We start from the raw sequence: 18,669 nt of genomic DNA on the forward strand, positions 1-18,669 counted from the left end.
AATTAGCAGTTACTGTTTTTAGGAGCTGCAACCAGCTGAACACTTCGAATTTCTATTTCTAACTTGCCTTTTGTCTCAATGCTAAATAAATCAGTGATAGTCGTGTAATCGAAATTTCCAGTTTTTCTAAAACACTTTAATGGAATCGGTAGTGTTTGCCATTTTTTCTTCTCAATTCTTTTAAGTATCTGTTTTAGTGGGAACTCACCTTTACATTTATTGGAATAATTACAACGCATAGACAGTGTCACTTGATCCTTAGGTGGTCTAATAACCTTAATTTCAAACGCTAAAGCAGCCACATCTTTAACTGAAGAAAGATCCACCTTATGCCTGCCAATTGTAAAGAATGATGTACTGTCACTTCCCCATTCTGTTTTAACTGTTTTCCCCGACCATTTCATATGTAGAGCCTTCCTACCGTCTTCTTCGACTGATTTAATGATAAGACTGTTCTTAGCCGTCTTGCTCATTCCATCTTCTAATGGCACAAAATAGTTTACTGAGTTGCCACTAAACCCGACCCACTTAGGCACAGGTTCTCCATTAATAATATATTGAGAAACTGGATCGGCCGCACGAACTGTGCTCGCTGAAATTAACATCGAAAATAGGATTACTGCCATAAGGCCACTAACAGAAGGTAATTTATTGCTCATTTTGTTTCCTCTACTCGTTACTTGAATTCACATATGAAAATTATTATGCATAAATTAATACTGATTGCATTTGTTTTTTGTTAACATTTTAGCAACATTACTAAATTATTTTGCATTACACATAATCTACGTGTAAATTATGTGTTTAGTGGGTTGTTGATTAAGTAAAGTGTTAAATATACGGCGATCCACTAGTTGTTAAATATAAAACATAGAGTTCATATCCAAATAGTTCTGGTAAAAAACAGGGTGTGGGTTTAGAATTGTTTTATTAAATATAAATTTGATTATTTACCATAGGGAGAGAAAACACATATGAGAGCTGTAGTGTGTGTTGAACCAGGCATTCTTGAACATAAAGAATTTGAAAAGCCTGAACCTAAATCCGGCGAAGTTTTGGTCAAGATTAAGTCCATTGGTGTGTGTGGTACCGACATTCATGCATTTGGTGGGAATCAACCGTTCTTCGAATACCCGAGAGTGTTAGGTCATGAGTTGTCAGGCGTTATTGAAGGTGTCGGAGCGGGAGTTGACCTAGAATTAGGTAAGGCCGTATACATTATTCCTTATATAAGTTGTGAAAACTGTATTGCTTGTCGAAATGGCAAAGGAAACTGCTGTACAAATATAGAAGTACTGGGTGTCCATAGAGACGGCGGTATGTGTGAGTACATAAGTGTCCCTAAGAATTATGTGGTTCAAACTGAGGGGTTAAGCTTTAATGATCTAGCTGTAGTTGAATGTTTCTCTATTGGTGCTCATGCAGTTCGTAGAGCTGAACTAAAAGCTACAGACACGGTTTTGGTGATGGGTTCTGGTCCTATTGGAATTGGGGCGATTCAATTTGCAAAAATGTCTGGCGCTAAAGTGTTGGTATCAGATATAGATCAAGACAAGACTAAGTTTTGTGTTGATAATTACGCTGTTGATGGAACAGTTAACGCGTTAGGAGATGTGACTCAGCAGTTAAGTGATTTAACTAATGGTGATTTCCCTACAGTAATCATTGATTGCACCGGCAATGTAAAAGCAATGGAATCGGCAATTACTAATTTGGCTCATGGTGGAAAAATTGTTTACGTCAGTGTAGTTAAAGCTAATATTTGTTTTAATGATCCAGAGTTTCATAAACGCGAAACGACGCTACTTGGAAGCAGAAATGCGACTAAAGAAGATTTTGAAAATGTGGTTAATGGGTTAAAATCAGGTACTTTAAAAAGTAAAGGGTTCGTCACACATTCGACTAAATTCAGCAGTATGGTTGAGAGTTTTCAAACTTGGACTAAACCAGGATCTGGCGTAATTAAAGCTGTCATTGAGATGGATGATGCTTAGGGTTGATTCTCACCAGCATTTTTGGAAATTTACAGAAGAAGATTATGGTTGGATAGATGTTGAAGAAAAGGTCATTAGAAAAGACTTTTTACCATCGCAGCTATCAACTGTACTGACAAATAACAATATCGACGCCTGTGTGGCAGTTCAGGCTCGTCAATCATTAGAAGAAACAAATTGGTTGCTTGAGCTTGCCGCTAACAACACCTTTATAAAAGGTGTTGTGGGGTGGATTGATATAAAAGCCGATGACTTAGAGCTGCAACTTGCGGCTTTTAATGGTAATTCGACTTTAAAAGGTTTTCGCCATGTATTGCAAGGCGAGCCTGATCCCAACTTCATGTTGGAAGATAAGTTTATAAGTGGTTTACACACTCTACAAAAATTTGGGTATTGTTATGACCTATTAATTTTTGCACATCAATTGCCTCAGGCTATAGAACTAGCTAAAAAGGTACCTTCTTTATCCATAGTAGTTGACCACATCGCTAAGCCAAAGATTGCTGATGGTAGTGACTTTATGCAGTGGAAAAATGCTATCCAAGAGATTGCGCAATTCGAAAATATATATTGCAAGGTTTCAGGGATGGTTACTGAGGCTGATGTTGGCAATTGGAAGAACAGTGATTTTACACCATATTTAGACACAATATTTTCAACATTTAGTGCCAGTAGAGTCATGTTTGGTTCAGACTGGCCAGTGTGTTTACTAGGTGGGTCTTATACAGATATAAAACAAATAGTAGAAGATTATGTAAAGGCTAATTACGCTGAGGCTTATGATCAAGTTTTTGGCGTGAATGCGGTTAAATTTTACCAATTATAAATTTAAAGAGTTTGTTTTAAAGTGTTTTCCTCGTAGCACCTTCGATATTCTATATACGAAAGTTAGTCTTCTCTTCATTTAAAAAAGCGATCAAAAGATCGCTTTTTTAGTATTTGTAGTTAATTGCTGGGTGATAAAATTAAAGAACAGGCGTTAACCAATCTATAAAGTGACCCCGTTTTTCCAAATAGCGACTTCACGATTATCATTTATTTCATTATTGGTCAACTTACCAGAAGCGACTTCTAGTATGTAATCAAACAGTTTGTCAGCACACTCATCTACATCAACACCTGCATCTAAAATTTGACCCGCGTTAAAATCTATCCAATGCGCCTTACGTGTTGCCAAGTCAGAATTAGACGCTATTTTGACTGTAGGAACAGGAAAACCCAATGGTGTGCCTCGACCTGTAGTAAACAACACTATATTTGCTCCTGCCGCAGCCAGAGCTGTAGAAGAAACCGCATCGTTCCCAGGGCTTTGCAAAAGTGTTAAGCCAGGTTTGACAGAAGCTTTCATTCCGTAACCAATGACTTCATTGATTATTGCTTTGCCGCCTTTTTGAATCGCACCTAAAGATTTCTCTTCTAGTGTGGTCAATCCCCCGGCTTTATTGCCCGGAGAAGGATTTTCATAGATGGGTTGATTGTTGCTAATAAAGTATTGTTTAAACTCGTCAACTAAATTGACAATTTCATCAAATATTTGTTTTGATTGAGCTCGGTCCATTAATACTTGTTCGGCACCAAACATTTCGGGGGTTTCAGTTAAAATTACACGCCCACCAAAACCTGTTAATTTATCGGTAACTCTGCCTACGATTGAATTTGCCGTTAATCCACTAAAACCATCAGAACCACCACATTTCATACCTAACGCTAATTTTGATACCGGTTGTGGTGTGCGTTTATCTGAAGCCATCTGGTTCAACAACTCCTGAACACAGTTAACACCTTCATCAATTTCATTCGATACTTCTTGAGAGTTAAAGTACCGGATACGTTCAGGGTCTAAACCTGTTGTGGTTGCAATTAATTGTGATAGTTGATTGTTTTCGCAGCCTAAACCAATCACTAACACGCCACCAGCATTGGCGTGTTGTATTAAACTACCCAATAAATTTTTAGTGTTGGATAAATCATCACCCAATTGAGAACAACCGTATGGGTGGGTTATGGCAATAAAGTCGTCAGCTTGGCCAGTGAATTTTTGCCGACATAAATCTGTAATACGCTTTGCTGCTTGATTAACGCAACCTACAGTATTAATTACCCAAACTTCATTTCGAATGCCAACTTGTCCATTATTTCTGAGAAACCCGTTAAAGCTTGGAGGGCTTGGCTTAACTATTGGTGTGGCTGGTTCGGTTTTATACGTAAAAGATTCACTTCCATCTAAACTAGTCGATAGGTTATGACTATGGATGTGCTCGCCTTGACAGATGTCGTGGGTAGCTAAACCTATACTATAGCCATACTTTATTACATGCTGGCCTTTCTTAACATCAGATATAGCCACCTTGTGTCCAGCCGTTATATCACTTTGTAAAGTAAACTCTGTATTGTTTGCTTTAATAGTTTTGCCTTCGCTTAAAGGTTGAATCGCTACAATAACATTGTCGTCAGGGTGAACTTGTATGGTTAATCGTTCATTTACCGCTTTGTTTGATGAGGTTAAGTCTTTCACAAATATTCCAATATATCCAAATCTTACTGCTAATATACCATTTATATTTGAATGTGTTAATTTATAAATGATTGATTAAGTTCTTAACATTTGTTAACAAATGGTGCATAGTTCGAGAATAACAATTAGAACAGTGAATTGGAGTGAAAAATGAGTGAAGGTTATAGTAAGCCTAAAGTATTGGAAGCAAAATATATTCTTCCGTTTATATTAGTAGCAAGTTTATTTCCATTATGGGGATTTGCCAATGATGTTACTAATCCCTTAGTAAAAGCATTTAAAGATATTTTTCTGATATCGAATGCACAAAGTAGTTTAGTCCAATTCGCGTTTTATCTTGGATATGGCGTGATGGCGTTACCCGCGGCAATATTTATTCGCAAATACTCCTATAAAGCGGGGATTCTATTGGGATTAGCCCTATATGCTATAGGCGCAACTTTGTTTATCCCAGCGGCTAGTCATGCTGAATTCACTTATTTTCTCGCTGCATTATGGATCCTAACCTGTGGTTTAGCATTATTAGAAACAACTGCAAACCCTTATGTATTGTCTATGGGGCATCCCGACACCTCTACCCAACGTTTAAACTTAGCCCAGGCATTTAACCCGATAGGTTCACTAACGGGGATGTTTATTGCGTCTACTTATATTCTAAATGAACTAAAGGTTGCTGAATTTAGAGAAAAAGAGCAGGCCGCACATCCAGAATATGCTGATATGTTACCTTCTGTTGTAGATGGTAAGTTGACTGCTGCTTTAGAAACTTTTTCCAAAACAAACCCCACCGAACACCAAGCCATGCAAGCAGCTGATTTAGCGACAGTGCAGGGGCCATATGTTGCAATTGCAGTCGTTGTTGCTGTGTTATTTTTTGTTTTTTTATTTAATAAATTACCAAGTACGATTTCTCATGATCACCCGTTAACAGGGAAAGAATTAAAAGAAACATTTGGACGCTTATTTAAAAATGGTTGTTATCTAGAAGGTGTCATTGCGCAAGCATTTTACGTAGGTGCGCAAATTATGTGTTGGACATTTGTTATTCATTATGGAATGACATCTGTTGGTTTAACCGCAGCAGAAGCCCAAGGTTACAATATGTGGGCTATGGGAATTTTCTTAGCTAGTCGTTTTATTTGTACTTTCTTATTAGGTTTCATTCGTCCTGGCCAATTATTGATGGTGCTTGCTACTGGAGGTTTATTGCTATCTATTCCTGTCATTTTTGTAGGCGGGTATGTCGGGCTTTATAGCTTGATTGGTATCTCAGCTTGTATGTCTCTTATGTTCCCTACAATTTATGGTATCGCGTTAAAAGGTATGGGTGACGATGCTAGCTTAGCTTCTGCTGGTTTAGTGATGGCTATTGTTGGAGGCGCGTTAATGCCGCCTTTACAAGGTTCTCTGATAGACGGTGGTTCATTAATTGGAAACATTCCATCTGTGCAAACTTCTTTTATATTACCCGCTATTTGTTTCGTAATGATTTGCATATTTGGTTATAGAGCACACACAAAATACAAAGTATAAATCTAATTTATAGTTAATTGTATACAATCACTCCCTGTCTTGATTTAATACGGGGAGTTTTTTTATGGAGATTTTGAAGAATGAAAGCTAGCAAAGCCTTATTCGCAACTGTTGTTACTGGGGCACTATTACAGTCCTGTGTTTTACATGTAGAAACAAACAAAGATAAACATAAACATCAACCGAAAACGTTCGTTGAAACGGCTAGTTATACTCAAGCAGACTATGACTTTTTAGCCATCAGCGACCCCAAAAAATTAAGTGCGGCTTCAAAACGAGCCTTAGCGCGTGGTTATCATAAAAATGCTGAATGGTTTGGACGTTTTAGTACCCAAACACTTAAAGGTGACTTTGCATATGAGCCTGGCGTAGTAAGACGTGATCCAAGTAAGGTGCTCTTTATAGATGGACTTTACTACACTTGGTATTCTAAATCAGAAGGTGACAGTTATGGTTTTGGTAGTGGAGATCCTGACGCTAAGGTGTTTCCATGGGATAAAACTGAAATCTGGTATGCGAGCTCCAAAGATGGGATCACATGGAAAGAAGAGGGCATGGCAGTCACCTTTGGTGATAAAGGCGCCTACGATGACCGTTCACTCTTTACGCCGGAAATTTTAGAACATAGCGGTAAATATTACCTAGTGTATCAAACCATTAAAGCCCCTTACTTAAACCGTGTTAAAAACCAAGTCGGTATGGCGATAGCAGATAGCCCACATGGTCCATGGAAAAAGTTGGATAAACCTATTTTATCAGCCGCAAACAATGGCATTTGGGACGGTACAGAAGATAATCGATTTTTAGTTAAAAAACAGGGCGACTTTGATAGTCATAAAGTCCACGATCCTACATTGATGTTTTATCGAGATAAGTTTTACCTTTATTACAAAGGTGAACGAATGGGAGAGCGCAAGACAGCTGGCGGTAGAGAGATCCGTTGGGGTGTTGCCATCAGTGATAGGCCTGAAGGTCCTTATATCAAGTCAGAATATAATCCTATTACTCAAAGTGGTCACGAATTAGCCATATGGCAATATCAAGATGGTATCGCCATGATCTCTTGCAAAGATGGGCCAGAACAAGGAACCATGCAATTTGCTAAAGATGGTATTAATTTTGAAATAAGATCCTACATAAATGATGTGCCAGATGCTATTGGTACAGTGCCTTCACTAAATGGTGATAAATACCCAGGTGCAGCATTAGCTTGGGGTTTATCTCATGAATACCACATTCCCAAGGGAAAACAGTGGTTTGAAGGTTTTAATTACATCACCAGGTTTACTTTTTCACCTAACAAGGAAGCGCAACGCAGTGAGTCTGTCATGGGTAAGAAGAAATAGTTAATGAACTGAAGATAAACACTGGGAATTTTGTAAGATGAAACAAATTGGATTAAAGGTAAGCAGCAGTGTTTTGGTTGCTGCCTCACTGCTGTCATGTCAGTCTACAAGTAACGGCATCACTGAGTTAACAGATACATGGAAACCTTTACTGGATAATGATTTAAGTCAGTGGGAATTATGGATGGGTATCCCCCATAATTCGGTCAAAAACTTACCGGAAGGTACTATTACTGCAAATAATTTAAATAAACACGGTGACCCATCAAACGCCATGGGTCTTAATAATGATCCAAAAAACGTGTTTAGTATTATTTATGAAGATAATAAACCGGTATTAAAAATTACAGGTGAAATATATGGTGGTTTAACCACAAAGCAAGAATTTGAAAACTATCATTTAAGTATGCAAGTTAAGTGGGGTGAACAGAAGTGGGCTCCAAGACTTAAGGCCAAGCGTGATTCTGGCGTTTTATTCCATTGTAAAGGAGCTCATGGCGCTTTTTGGAAAGTATGGAAAGCCTGTCAGGAGATGCAAATACAGGAAAAGGACTTTGGGGACTATATTCCATTAGCAGGTCCTAGCGGAGTCATTAAGACTGCAACAAATACGGGTAAACAAACGTACGATCCCAATGGTAAGTATTTATCTAAAGTCACTGGATATAGTCACGCTAGTATCGAGCCGGACTATGCTAATGGCAAGTGGAACCAAGTGGATTTATTGGTTTTAGGTGATATAGCTAAGTTCTTAGTAAACGGTGAAACTGTGATGGTAGTAGAGCAGTCAAAAGATAAACAAGGGGCTCCTTTAACCTCTGGGCAATTACAAATTCAATCTGAAGGTGCGGAAGTTTATTATCGAAATATAAACATTAAAAGTTTAACCCAATTCCCAAACTAAACCCTCTACATGAAATTGCCCCTATGAATTTTTAAAGGGGCATTTAAGAAAACCGTTATTGAATAACAATGTGAAGTGTTTCTTGTTTGGAACCTTCAATAGACGCCTTAACGGTTGCTTTACCCATATCAATAGTACTTTGTACAATCAACAATGCTTTGCCATTGTGCGTAGTAATGTTATTTGTTTTATGTTTTTGAATATTGTCTGCTGCACCATTATCAACCCCAAGATTAGTGAGTTTTTCGTCAATTATAAATTGAATGTTGTTATTTAGATGTTTGACAGGGTGACCATCTTTATCAATTAATTGGGCTGTGATGTGAGCAACGTCATAAGCATCAGCCAGTAAGTTCTTTTTATCTGTACTTAGTCGAATGCCAACTGGCTTGCCAGCCGTATGCAAGCTTTGTTGGATAGGGGTGTCTAAGGACTTAATAGTTAACTTGCCTGCATCAAATGGAACTAACCATTTTAAAATCCGATCAGGGTGGTTCTCTAGATGCTTAATACCGAGTGACTTATCATTTAAAAAAAGTTCAACCCGGGTTTGATTGGTGTACACCTCAACTGCAATACTTTCACCTTGTTGATAATTCCAGTGTTGATTAAGAGCATGCCAGCCCCACTTTTTTTGTTTCCATGCATCGGCATTACTTTCTACTAAGTTACTTCCAAGTTTTTTATATGCAGACTGTTTTAAAGTTTGTGTGGCCAGATATAAATGTGGCGTGTCATCCCACACAGTTTTCATCATGTGATAGCTGGGTTTGGTAAAACCTGCAAAATCTAACATGCCTGAACCACTGCCTTTTTTAGGCCAGCGGCCATTCGCCTCGCCTAAGTAATCAATGCCAGTCCACACAAAAATGCCTGCAATGAAAGGGTTATCTAAAATAGCTTTCCATTCATGCCATTGAACCCAGTTCTCAGTTCCCAAAATCATTTTGTCTGGATAATGTTTATGCCCTAATTCATACACTGCTTGACGATAGCTATAACCCACCACATCCAACACCTCTGTAAATCCAGTTTCGTGACTAATGGTTGGGGTGACAAGGTTGGCAGTAACGGGTCTGGTATCATCTATTTGTTTAGTCCATTTAGAAAGATTTTCCGCAGTTTTTACAAGTTCAGCCCCTTTGATAGGAGAAACCATAAACCTTTGTAAAATTTGTTGCTGAGTAAATGGTGGCTCATCCCAATAATAGTTATGAGCCCCTTTGTACTGCTTATCCCAATATCCTGTTGCATTAGTGTATCTTGGGTATGTCCATTCAATTTCATTACCGATACTCCACTGGAATATTGAGGGGTGATTTCTATCGCGGTATAACATGGCTTTAATATCTTGTTCAGCCCATTGTGCAAAGTAATGGCTATAACTTTGGGTGATATAATCAACTTCTCCAGATTGATTAAAGTTTTTACGTTTGTCTTTGGGATTGTCCCATTCATCAAAGGCCTCTTCTTGGACTAAAAAGCCTAGTTCATCACAAAGATCTAAAAACTCTGTTGATGCAGGGTTATGTGCTGTTCTGATTGCATTCACGCCAGCTTGTTTTAATGTTTGTAATCGTCTTTTCCAAACACCTTTTGGCACAGCTGACCCGACTAACCCTCCATCATGATGAATGTTTACACCCTTAATTTTTGTGGGCTTACCATTTAAGGAAAATCCATTGACTGGGTGGTTTTCAAAATACCTTAGGCCTGTTGTAATTTTAGTTGTATCAAGGGTGCGCCCATTTAATTTTAAGCTGGTCTTTATAGTGTAGAGGGTAGGAGAGTCAGGACTCCAAAGGGTTGGACTAGAAACTTTTATACTTTGCTCTATTTGGGTGTTTTGGTTCTGATTAACCAAAATTGGCGTTTGCACAGTATGAATCGTATTGCCAGCAGAGTTAAGTAATTCGGACAGTACTAGGAGCTGAGTATCTGATTGTGAATCGTTGTTAATTCGTGTGTTTATAGATATTTGAGCTTCTTTTTCATTGATAACAGGCGTTGTTACAAAACTACCCCAAATTGGGATGTTGACCTTATTGGTCGTCACTAAAGTGACATTTCTGTAAATACCAGAACCCGTATACCAACGTGAGTCTACATACCGTGATCTATCGACAAATATAGCGAGGTGATTGGGTTTATTATCAGAGTGTAGGTAAGGGGTTAAATCGTAATGAAAGCCGACATAACCATAAGGGCGCTCACCCAGTAAATGGCCATTTATCCACACTTTTGAGTGATTATAAATGCCATCAAACAATATCTGAGTTTTGCCAATTGGATTAGGGTTAATGAAAGACTTTCGATACCAGCCTAAGCCACCAGGTAGGTAGGCAGTAGCTCCAGCTCGGTTATGCTCAGCATAGTCAGCTTCAATACTCCAATCATGAGGTAAACGAATGTGACGCCAATTGCTATCGTCGTAATTTTCTTTATAGGCATCTTTATTTTTGCCTAAGGTAAACTTCCAACCAAAATTAAAATCAATCTCTTGTCTTTTGGTTAACGGGTTGTCGATAGATACAGAATCGCCATAAGTGGGTGCACTTAACCCTAAAAGGACAATTAAAATGCTTACTAATTTAGAACTATATCTATATTTCATTAGGTCAATATATCCTTCATAACTTTGCCATGTACATCAGTTAGTCGAAAACGTCGCCCTTGATATTTGTAGGTCAATTGTTCGTGATCTATGCCCATCAAATGCATTAAGGTAGCTTGAAAATCGTGGACATGAACTGGGTCTTTTATAATGTTATATCCAAACTCATCGGTTTCGCCGTATACGCCTGGTTTTACACCTGCACCAGCCATCCACATTGAGAAACATCCTGGGTGATGGTCTCTTCCATAACCAGTTTCAGTTAGTTTTCCCTGAGAGTAGTTTGTTCTGCCGAATTCACCGCCCCAAATGACTAAAGTATCTTCTAGCAACCCTCGTTGTTTGAGATCTTGAATTAGTGCGGCTGATGCCTGATCTGTTTTTTGACATTGAGCCTTAATACCACCAGGTAAATTGTCGTGTTGATCCCATCCCTGGTGGTAGAGTTGAATAAACTTAACGTTACGTTCGGCTAGTCGACGGGCTAACAAGCAGTTTGCCGCATAAGTGCCTGGTTTTTTAGCATCAGGGCCGTACATATCAAAAACCCAATCCGGTTCGTCTGAAAGATCTGTGGCATCGGGAATCGATGCTTGCATTCTTTCAGCCATATCGTATTGAGCAACCCGTGATTGAATTTCTTGATCCTGCCAAGTTTGGTATTGGAGATCTTGTAACTTCTTAAACTGTTGAAATAAGTCACGTCTTGACGTGGTAGAAATACCTTGTGGATTATTAAGATAAAGCACCGGTTCTGCGCCGCCTCTAAATTGCACTCCTTGATGGATTGAAGGTAAAAAACCATTTCCCCATAACCTTGAATACAAGGGTTGGCCGCCACTGTTACTAGACACCATGACTATAAAAGGTGGGAGGTTAGGGTTGTCGGAACCTAAACCATAATTAACCCATGCACCGATACTAGGGCGCCCAGCAATTGGGAAACCAGTTTGCAAAAAGGTAATAGCTGGATCATGGTTAATGGCGTCAGTATGCATTGATCGAATGATACATAAGTCGTCAACCACTTTCGCTGTGTGTGGTAATAGTTCACTTACCCAAGCACCTGTTTCACCATATTGTTTAAAGTCATAAACACTTCGAGCTAAAGGAAATGAACTCTGTTGGGCGCTCATACCCGTTAATACCTGCTCACCACGAACTTCAGCAGGTAGCTCTTGCCCGTGACGTTTGTCTAAGGTTGGTTTGTAGTCAAAAGTTTCTAATTGTGACGGTCCACCACTTTGAAATAAGTAGATAACACGTTTTGCTTTGGCTGGTATATGGGGGCTACCTAATATGCCACTTAAATCTTTTGCTTGTTGTGCCATGGCCATGTTCGGCATACCAGCTAGACTACTGGCACCAACACCTGCACTTAATAAACTACGACGAATAAAATCTCTGCGATCCATAATGTAATCCTCTACCTCTTTGCTTTATCGTTTGATAACGGCTGCGTCGTGGTTCATTAATATATTAGTTACCGACGTTAACGCGGCAAGTTCTGGTGTCGAATTTTCATCAGTAATTTCTTTGTCACCAATGGCTAACAACTCTGCTATTTGTTCTGGATTGTTTGTAAAATCAGCCAAACTTTGCTGATACATTTTTTCAATCACATTTAGTTCATTAGGGCTGGGAACCCGACTAGTGATCAAGCGATAACTTTGTGAAAGCCTTTCACTAACACTGTCTACATTAGCTATTAATTGATCAGCCAAAACCTTTGATGCTTCAATAATTTGTGGATCGTTTAACAAGGCTAAAGCTTGCAACGGTGTGCTTGTCCGTTGACGAGTGCCTACACTATAACTTCTAGACGGAGCGTCAAATGCCATTAGGTTAGGGGGCGGAGCACTCCGTTTATAAATGGTATACATACTTCTGCGGTATAAGTCCTCACCCGAGCCTCGTTCGTAGGTCATGTTATTCATTTTCCATATACCGTTTGGTTGATACGGCTTAACACTTTCACCACCAATTTTTCTAACTAGTAGCTTGCTAGCAGCTAGGGCATTATCGCGGATCATTTCGGCGCTTAAACGGGCACTAGGCCCTTTGGCTAACCAAACATTTTCAGGATCAGTTTCGTTCAGCTCAGGTGTGCTTTTTGAAGACTGTTGGTACGTTGCTGAGGAGACCATAAGTTTAAGCATGTGTTTAACATCCCAACCAGAGCTAATAAATTCAATGGCTAACCAATCTAATAGAGCAGGGTGGGACGGAAGTTGACCTTGGTTTCCAAAATCTTCTGGGGTCCTAACCAAACCATTGCCAAAAATGAGTTGCCAATATCGATTTATGACTACGCGCGCAACTAATGGATTGTCTTTGGATGTTAACCACTTAGCCAATCCCAAACGATTCTTCGGCCAGGATTGATCAAATGGCATGATCCGCTCTGGCACACCGGGTGATACTGGCTCTCCATGGTTAGCGTAACTGCCTCGGTTAAGCACGTAAGCTTGTCTTTGTTCTGGCATTTCATGCATGACCATAATTTCTTGGATGTCTTCAACTAACTGATTATGTTCAAAACGAGCCTTTTCTAGTTCTTTTAAATTAGTACTATATTCTTGGTTTACGGTTTGATTGAACAAAGCCAACAGCTGGTCTTTACTTGGCTTAGCATTCACATTTGGAAAGTGATTGGCAAACTCAATAGATGTCAACTCTCTAGAGTAAACTTTAAAGTTATCAACTAATGCATTGGGAAGACCTCTGCTACGCCAGCGGGCGCCTATTTTAAGACCGATTTCTTTTCTAACACCCTCACGGGTATGCTCTATTTCTTTATATAAATTGTCTCTTTCAACTTCGGTTTCTATGAATTGACCATCGATATACAGTTTAATGCCTTCTGATTTAGAAGAACCGTCATAACTTATCGCCACGTTTTGCCAGGTATTTCTTTTGACAGTTTTTTTCCCTTTTATTTTTAGCGCATTAAACGGGTAAGAGTGAGCAAAACGAACCATCCAGTGGTTATCCTCAATCCCTAAATCAAAGCCCTTGAAGTTATATAAGATGCCGGCTTTGTTGTAGTGTACTAATACACCTTCTTCAATTTTTTCTGGGACTTTTACGTCAATACTTAAACTAAATGGTTTGCTTCTGTGATAACCATTTAAATGAGGGAAATATAACGCGTCGTCGCCGTTTAGCTTAATTGTTTGACGCTGTTCATCTTGAACGTGATTAATTTTAGGCCCATTCTTTTTCTTAGGTTTAGCACCAAACATCACTCGACCTGGTGTTTTAGGGTCTAGGGCATTAACTATCACATCTGTGCTGTCGCCAGAATCAAATTTAAAGTGGGCTATCAAAGCGCCATTTCCATCAGCCTTAGAGCCCAAACTTGTGGTTGAATTTTTATCTAACCAGGCTTGAAAGGTTCCATTAGGTGTTTGCATCTCTTGAAGAACATTTTCTATGGCAGACACTTTATTATTTAATTGAACAACTTTTTCTTTTTGATCGTCGTTAGGCAACATCAAAGTAGGCACTGGCATGTCATTTGGGTCGTAAGAAATTTGGCCTGACTCATCTAAGTTATTAAAAAATGCATACGTAGAATAATAATCCTTTGCACTGATAGGGTCATATTTATGGTCATGACATTGTGCACAATGCATAGTTAAGCCCAATAGCCCTGTACCTATGGTTTGTACTCTGTCTTTTACATATTCGACCCTAAACTCTTCATTCACTATTCCGCCTTCACCATTTTGCGCATGTATGCGATTAAACGCGGTAGCCAAGATCTGTTCTTGATTGGGGTTTTCTAGTAAATCACCCGCAATTTGCCAAGTCACAAATTCGTTGAAGGGTCTATTTTGATTGAAGGAATTAATGACCCAATCTCGATAAGGAGACATATCACGATAAAAGTCTGTGCTGTAACCGTGTGTATCTGCATAGCGGGCTACATCTAGCCATTCAGTCGCTAAACGTTCTCCAAAAGCCGGTGATTTGATTAGCTCGTCAATTAGGTTTTCTGTGGCGGATTCGTCTGAGTTAGCTAGATAGTTATCTATTTGTTCAATTGTTGGTGGAAGACCGGTTAAGTCAAAACTTAGGCGTCTTATCAAACTTTCTGGATCCGCTTTAATACTTGGATTTAACCCTTTGTATTCGAGTTGTTTACCAATAAAGTTATCTATTGGGTTATTTCCCCAATTATTCTCAACGATGTCTTTAGAAGTCAATTCAGGTATCTTTTGTTTGACAGGTTTAATCAATGCCCAATGCCTTTTATATTCAGCACCTTGGTCAATCCACTTCTTGATTATGGCTTTTTCTCTGTCACTCAACGTTAAGTGAGAATTTGGAGGTGGCATGATGATGTTTTCATCACTTGACATGATACGCTGGTAAGCCTCACTGTCTTGGGCATTTCCGGCCACTATTGCAGCTAATCCACTTTCGGTGATATGTTGTGTGGCGTCAGTAAATGTCGATAAAGTTAACCCCGCTTTGGCATTACTTTTATCTGGGCCATGACACAAATAACAGGTATCTGACAATATAGGTTTTACGTGGTAATTAAAATCTACTACTTCTGGTAACGGTTCACTAAAGGTTACTTCAGGTTCTTGGTTACATCCAAAAAGTGTGAAGCTTAAACCCAATAGAGCAAATTGACGACTTGCCTTCATTACACACGCTCCAACTTAATGGGATAACATTGATTGGCATTCCATTGGCCTACATAAAGATTTTCATCATCATCAACACACACAGCATGGCAGTGGTTAAATACATCATAGTTGGACTGCATGGGCTGCAGTTGTCCGTTAGTGTATTTGGGTTCCAATCCTCCAGGATTAGATACCACCTTATTGTTTTTGTCCAATATGGTAATAAAGCCAGAATTGGGCGCCATTTTGTTATCAATATGCGACCAACATACTGGTGCATAAAAGTGTTCACCTTTAAAAATAGGCCCACCGACATAAGCTCCGGGCAACTCAATTGCACCTAAAAGTTTACCGTCTAAACTATATTTTTTAATTTCTCTTTCTGCTCGGGAGCTGACTAATAAATGATGATTGTTTGGATCTCGGGTATCGACCCCAATACCATGGGTATTATTTAAGTTTAGCGCTTTGTTGTCATTCTTGTGGCCACCCCAATGTCTGATGTATTTGCCATTACTGTCGTAATGAATGACAAAATCAGAGCCATAACCATCCGTTACATATAGGTCTCCATTTGGTGCAATACATATATCGGTAGGCTGGTATCGCATGTCAGGCGTATAAATACCGAGTGTGACAGGATGCCCGATTGTGTATACCAACTTCCCATCTAAGGTTAACTTAGCAATGAAACCATTTTGCCTATACCACTTATTCTTCCATTGGTTATCTGGGCGGTTTCTATCTAACACCCATCCGCAATCGACTATATATATAAAGTCTTCGCCGTTTTCATTTGATATTTTAACTGAGTGAGCGCCTGGGTATTGTGTTCCCCAAGCGTCTAAAAGCTTTCCATCTTTGTTATAAATAACAAAGTTATTTACGTCACTGTCAGTTACCATAATAATACGACCTTTAGAGTCAACATCTAAGCCATGACAATTTTCAACAGGTACTTTACTTGGGTCTAAATTACCCCATAAAGATTTAACCTTGTATTTGAAATCACCATGGCCAACTATTTTGCCATGGGCTTGATCTCTTCCTGCTTTGGGCAGTGGTTTCTTTTCTGGTTCATGAGCTTGACTAGAACTTGCTATGCCAGCCATTAATAGAGTGGCACCAAGGCTTGAAGTATTCTTCATGAATTTACGTTTATTTTGATCGATTGAACTCATTTTATTTTCCTTTGTTCACGTCAGCTGCAGACACAGGTAAAACACCTTGGATGTTAATTTCTGAATTGTTTTTATACTCACTTAACCCCGCGTTACTGATTTTTGTTTCGCCCACGTAAACATGTTTGAGTGCAGGGAAGTCTCTTAATAAAGGCAACAAATTGTCGTCTACATGGGTTTTGTATAAATTTAAACTTTTTAAATGGCTAAGTGACGAGAGTGTGTTTATGCCATTGCTGGTGATAGGGTTTCTTTCTAGTCTTAGTTTTTGCAAATTTGTAAGCTTTGCTATTTGTGCTAATTGAACATCTGTAGTTTGAGTTTGACGTAAGTTTAAAGACACGACATGCTGGCTTATGTTTAACAAAGCGTTAACACCAGAGTCCGTCAAATTTTGATTTTTCACAGATAAATCGACGTCTAAATAGTTTTCTTTCTGAGAGCGGCGTTTGAACACAAACCCGGCTTTAACTAATTTAATCTCTTGTTGTTGGGTAATTGCTGGAATGTCAGCTAAGACAACACCGCTAGCAATACCAAGTACGTCTTTTAATAATTTTTTGTCTTCTTTGTTTTGTACAAACTCACTGACTTTACCTAGTTCAGGGGCTCCAATTTTAATCCACCACTCAAGCGTTTTAGTCTGTACCTCAGTAAAAGGGGTTTTACCTTCCGCGGGCATAAAGCCTTTTTCTGAATGGTCTAGGGTAATTCGCTGGTATAGCTCACTCTTATGCAAATCTTTAGCGACTATTGCGGGCCCTGATTTACCACCATTCATGATGCTTTTAATGGAAGTTAAATTTAGCTTTCCTTTGAGTTTATTGTCGTTATGACAACTAATACAACGTTTATTCAACATAGGCTGGATCACATCCAAAATAATATCGGCTTGTTCAAGTGATGTGACTTTGGATCTGGGTCGTTTGTGAGGAGGAAAACCTAAACTCGTGCGTAAAAGGTTTGGCGCATGGTCAACTAAATAGGTTTCTCCATGGGTCATATTTGCCCCATAATGACCAGTGCTAAATAATAAAAATAGTTGGCCTAAAGTAAGGCTATAAACGATAAAGCTATTTAATTTATCAGCCACTGTAAAGTAGACAAAACTCAGTATGGCTATACAGGCAGTAAGAATTCCGAAAGTACGGTGGATGAATACTGCTTCGGCAGAATATCCGCCAGCTTGGGTTAACATCCAGCCTAATATACAAGCAAATATGGCTGAAATGGCACCCCAAAACCAAATCACATTGAGTAGTGGTGAACGAGTCGAATTCTTAACTTGAATAGCTAGCTCCCAAAGAGCCGCTAACATTAATATACCTATGGGTAGATGTAAGACTAAAACATGAAATCTACCGAAAAACTGAGTGATATCCATTTAAAATACTTAATTGCAAATTTAGAAAGTTATATTAATAAGTTGTTAATACTTTAGGAAGGGTGAAAATTGACACTGTTTTGTGTAAAATTGACTTTTCATCGATAAAAGGCGCGAAAATAAATGATTCCAGATAAGTATGAGACAGGGTCGGGTGGTTTCGTATGGGAAAACCTGATGCCTGATGAGGTATTTAGTCGTACTCAATTCCACGTGTACGCGGCATTTGATATGAAAATTGGCCAGGAGTGGGCGGGTAGTGAGTTTATTAATCATTATAACCGTTTGTATTATATCAAGTCTGGAGAAGGAGTTTTACAATTTAAGGATAAACAAATTCAACTAAAAGCAGGGCATATATACCTAATACCAGCGTATCAATTGGAGTCTCATTATTGTATCGGTGACTTGGATTTTGTGTGGGTTCATTTCCAAGCGAGAGTGGATTCGGGATTAGATTTGTTTATGTTGTATGGTGAAGCGTTGGGCATTAAATGCGCTAATGAATCCAATATTTTACAACAGTTTCTTCAGCTAGTTGAATTGACACAAGAC

General features: G+C 38.9%; 13 protein-coding genes. 6 read left to right on the plus strand and 7 right to left on the minus strand.

The genetic code is table 11. The features are described from left to right. Positions 1–2: 2 nt before the first annotated feature. Complete coding sequence (locus ACSHXM_RS15925; RefSeq protein WP_435690243.1) at positions 3–659, minus strand: putative glycoside hydrolase; 657 nt, start codon at positions 657–659, stop codon at positions 3–5. Positions 660–974: 315 nt separating this feature from the next. Between ACSHXM_RS15925 and ACSHXM_RS15930 the strand changes: the two genes are divergently transcribed. Next, positions 975–1,994 (plus strand): zinc-binding alcohol dehydrogenase family protein, encoded by a 1,020-nt coding sequence (locus ACSHXM_RS15930; RefSeq protein ID WP_435690245.1) that lies wholly within the window; start codon positions 975–977, stop codon positions 1,992–1,994. After that, on the plus strand, positions 1,984–2,820 hold the full coding sequence (locus ACSHXM_RS15935; protein ID WP_435690247.1) for an amidohydrolase family protein: 837 nt from the start codon (positions 1,984–1,986) through the stop codon (positions 2,818–2,820). The genes ACSHXM_RS15930 and ACSHXM_RS15935 overlap by 11 nt, the downstream gene beginning before the upstream one ends. Before the next feature lie 162 nt (positions 2,821–2,982). Here the strand turns inward: ACSHXM_RS15935 and ACSHXM_RS15940 are convergent, their stop codons facing one another. Continuing rightward, on the minus strand, positions 2,983–4,509 hold the full coding sequence (locus ACSHXM_RS15940; protein ID WP_435690249.1) for a UxaA family hydrolase: 1,527 nt from the start codon (positions 4,507–4,509) through the stop codon (positions 2,983–2,985). A 150-nt stretch (positions 4,510–4,659) separates the two neighbouring features. On the opposite strand from ACSHXM_RS15940, the gene fucP reads away from it, so the two are divergent. The 3 genes from fucP (at position 4,660) to ACSHXM_RS15955 (ending at position 8,292) form a co-directional block, all read left to right on the plus strand. Continuing rightward, positions 4,660–6,042 carry an L-fucose:H+ symporter permease gene (gene fucP / locus ACSHXM_RS15945; RefSeq protein ID WP_435690251.1) on the plus strand — a complete coding sequence of 461 codons (1,383 nt, stop codon included), beginning with the start codon at positions 4,660–4,662 and terminating at the stop codon, positions 6,040–6,042. A gap of 80 nt (positions 6,043–6,122) precedes the next feature. Further along, complete coding sequence (locus tag ACSHXM_RS15950) at positions 6,123–7,388, plus strand: glycoside hydrolase family 117 protein (RefSeq protein ID WP_435690253.1); 1,266 nt, start codon at positions 6,123–6,125, stop codon at positions 7,386–7,388. Positions 7,389–7,425: 37 nt separating this feature from the next. After that, complete coding sequence (locus ACSHXM_RS15955) at positions 7,426–8,292, plus strand: 3-keto-disaccharide hydrolase (RefSeq protein WP_435690255.1); 867 nt, start codon at positions 7,426–7,428, stop codon at positions 8,290–8,292. A gap of 55 nt (positions 8,293–8,347) precedes the next feature. Here ACSHXM_RS15955 and ACSHXM_RS15960 read toward each other — a convergent pair whose 3' ends face one another. The 5 genes from ACSHXM_RS15960 to ACSHXM_RS15980 are packed head-to-tail and all read right to left on the minus strand — an operon-like array spanning position 8,348 to position 18,114. Further along, the gene (locus tag ACSHXM_RS15960; RefSeq protein WP_435690258.1) at positions 8,348–10,906 is read right to left on the minus strand and encodes a glycoside hydrolase family 2 TIM barrel-domain containing protein; all 2,559 of its coding nucleotides are present in this window, start codon (positions 10,904–10,906) and stop codon (positions 8,348–8,350) included. Next, positions 10,906–12,321: a DUF1501 domain-containing protein gene (locus ACSHXM_RS15965; protein ID WP_435690260.1), complete on the minus strand. Its 1,416-nt coding sequence runs from the start codon at positions 12,319–12,321 to the stop codon at positions 10,906–10,908. The genes ACSHXM_RS15960 and ACSHXM_RS15965 overlap by 1 nt, the downstream gene beginning before the upstream one ends. 24 nt (positions 12,322–12,345) lie before the next feature. Further along, positions 12,346–15,567, minus strand: a complete 3,222-nt coding sequence (locus tag ACSHXM_RS15970; protein WP_435690262.1) for a DUF1553 domain-containing protein — start codon at positions 15,565–15,567, stop codon at positions 12,346–12,348. Then, a complete protein-coding gene (locus ACSHXM_RS15975) occupies positions 15,567–16,730 on the minus strand; it encodes a 6-bladed beta-propeller (protein WP_435690264.1) in 1,164 nt (387 codons plus the stop codon). The genes ACSHXM_RS15970 and ACSHXM_RS15975 overlap by 1 nt, the downstream gene beginning before the upstream one ends. 1 nt (position 16,731) lies before the next feature. Beyond that, positions 16,732–18,114 (minus strand): c-type cytochrome domain-containing protein, encoded by a 1,383-nt coding sequence (locus tag ACSHXM_RS15980; RefSeq protein ID WP_435690266.1) that lies wholly within the window; start codon positions 18,112–18,114, stop codon positions 16,732–16,734. A gap of 123 nt (positions 18,115–18,237) precedes the next feature. Between ACSHXM_RS15980 and ACSHXM_RS15985 the strand changes: the two genes are divergently transcribed. Then, the coding region (locus tag ACSHXM_RS15985) for an AraC family ligand binding domain-containing protein (RefSeq protein ID WP_435690268.1) at positions 18,238–18,669 on the plus strand (432 nt) is incomplete at its 3' end.

Origin of the sequence: Paraglaciecola sp. (genome assembly GCF_051252315.1) — a bacterium.
In the GTDB taxonomy this organism is placed as follows: Bacteria; Pseudomonadota; Gammaproteobacteria; order Enterobacterales; family Alteromonadaceae; genus Paraglaciecola.

Coding starts and splice junctions, on each gene's coding strand:
- ACSHXM_RS15980 (WP_435690266.1), bottom strand. CDS start 18,114: ATGGATATCACTCAGTTTTTCGGTAGATTTCATGTTTTAGTCTTACAT.
- ACSHXM_RS15925 (WP_435690243.1), bottom strand. CDS start 659: ATGAGCAATAAATTACCTTCTGTTAGTGGCCTTATGGCAGTAATCCTA.
- ACSHXM_RS15960 (WP_435690258.1), bottom strand. CDS start 10,906: ATGAAATATAGATATAGTTCTAAATTAGTAAGCATTTTAATTGTCCTT.
- ACSHXM_RS15950 (WP_435690253.1), top strand. CDS start 6,123: ATGAAAGCTAGCAAAGCCTTATTCGCAACTGTTGTTACTGGGGCACTA.
- ACSHXM_RS15935 (WP_435690247.1), top strand. CDS start 1,984: ATGATGCTTAGGGTTGATTCTCACCAGCATTTTTGGAAATTTACAGAA.
- ACSHXM_RS15970 (WP_435690262.1), bottom strand. CDS start 15,567: ATGAAGGCAAGTCGTCAATTTGCTCTATTGGGTTTAAGCTTCACACTT.
- ACSHXM_RS15930 (WP_435690245.1), top strand. CDS start 975: ATGAGAGCTGTAGTGTGTGTTGAACCAGGCATTCTTGAACATAAAGAA.
- fucP (WP_435690251.1), top strand. CDS start 4,660: ATGAGTGAAGGTTATAGTAAGCCTAAAGTATTGGAAGCAAAATATATT.
- ACSHXM_RS15955 (WP_435690255.1), top strand. CDS start 7,426: ATGAAACAAATTGGATTAAAGGTAAGCAGCAGTGTTTTGGTTGCTGCC.
- ACSHXM_RS15975 (WP_435690264.1), bottom strand. CDS start 16,730: ATGAGTTCAATCGATCAAAATAAACGTAAATTCATGAAGAATACTTCA.
- ACSHXM_RS15965 (WP_435690260.1), bottom strand. CDS start 12,321: ATGGATCGCAGAGATTTTATTCGTCGTAGTTTATTAAGTGCAGGTGTT.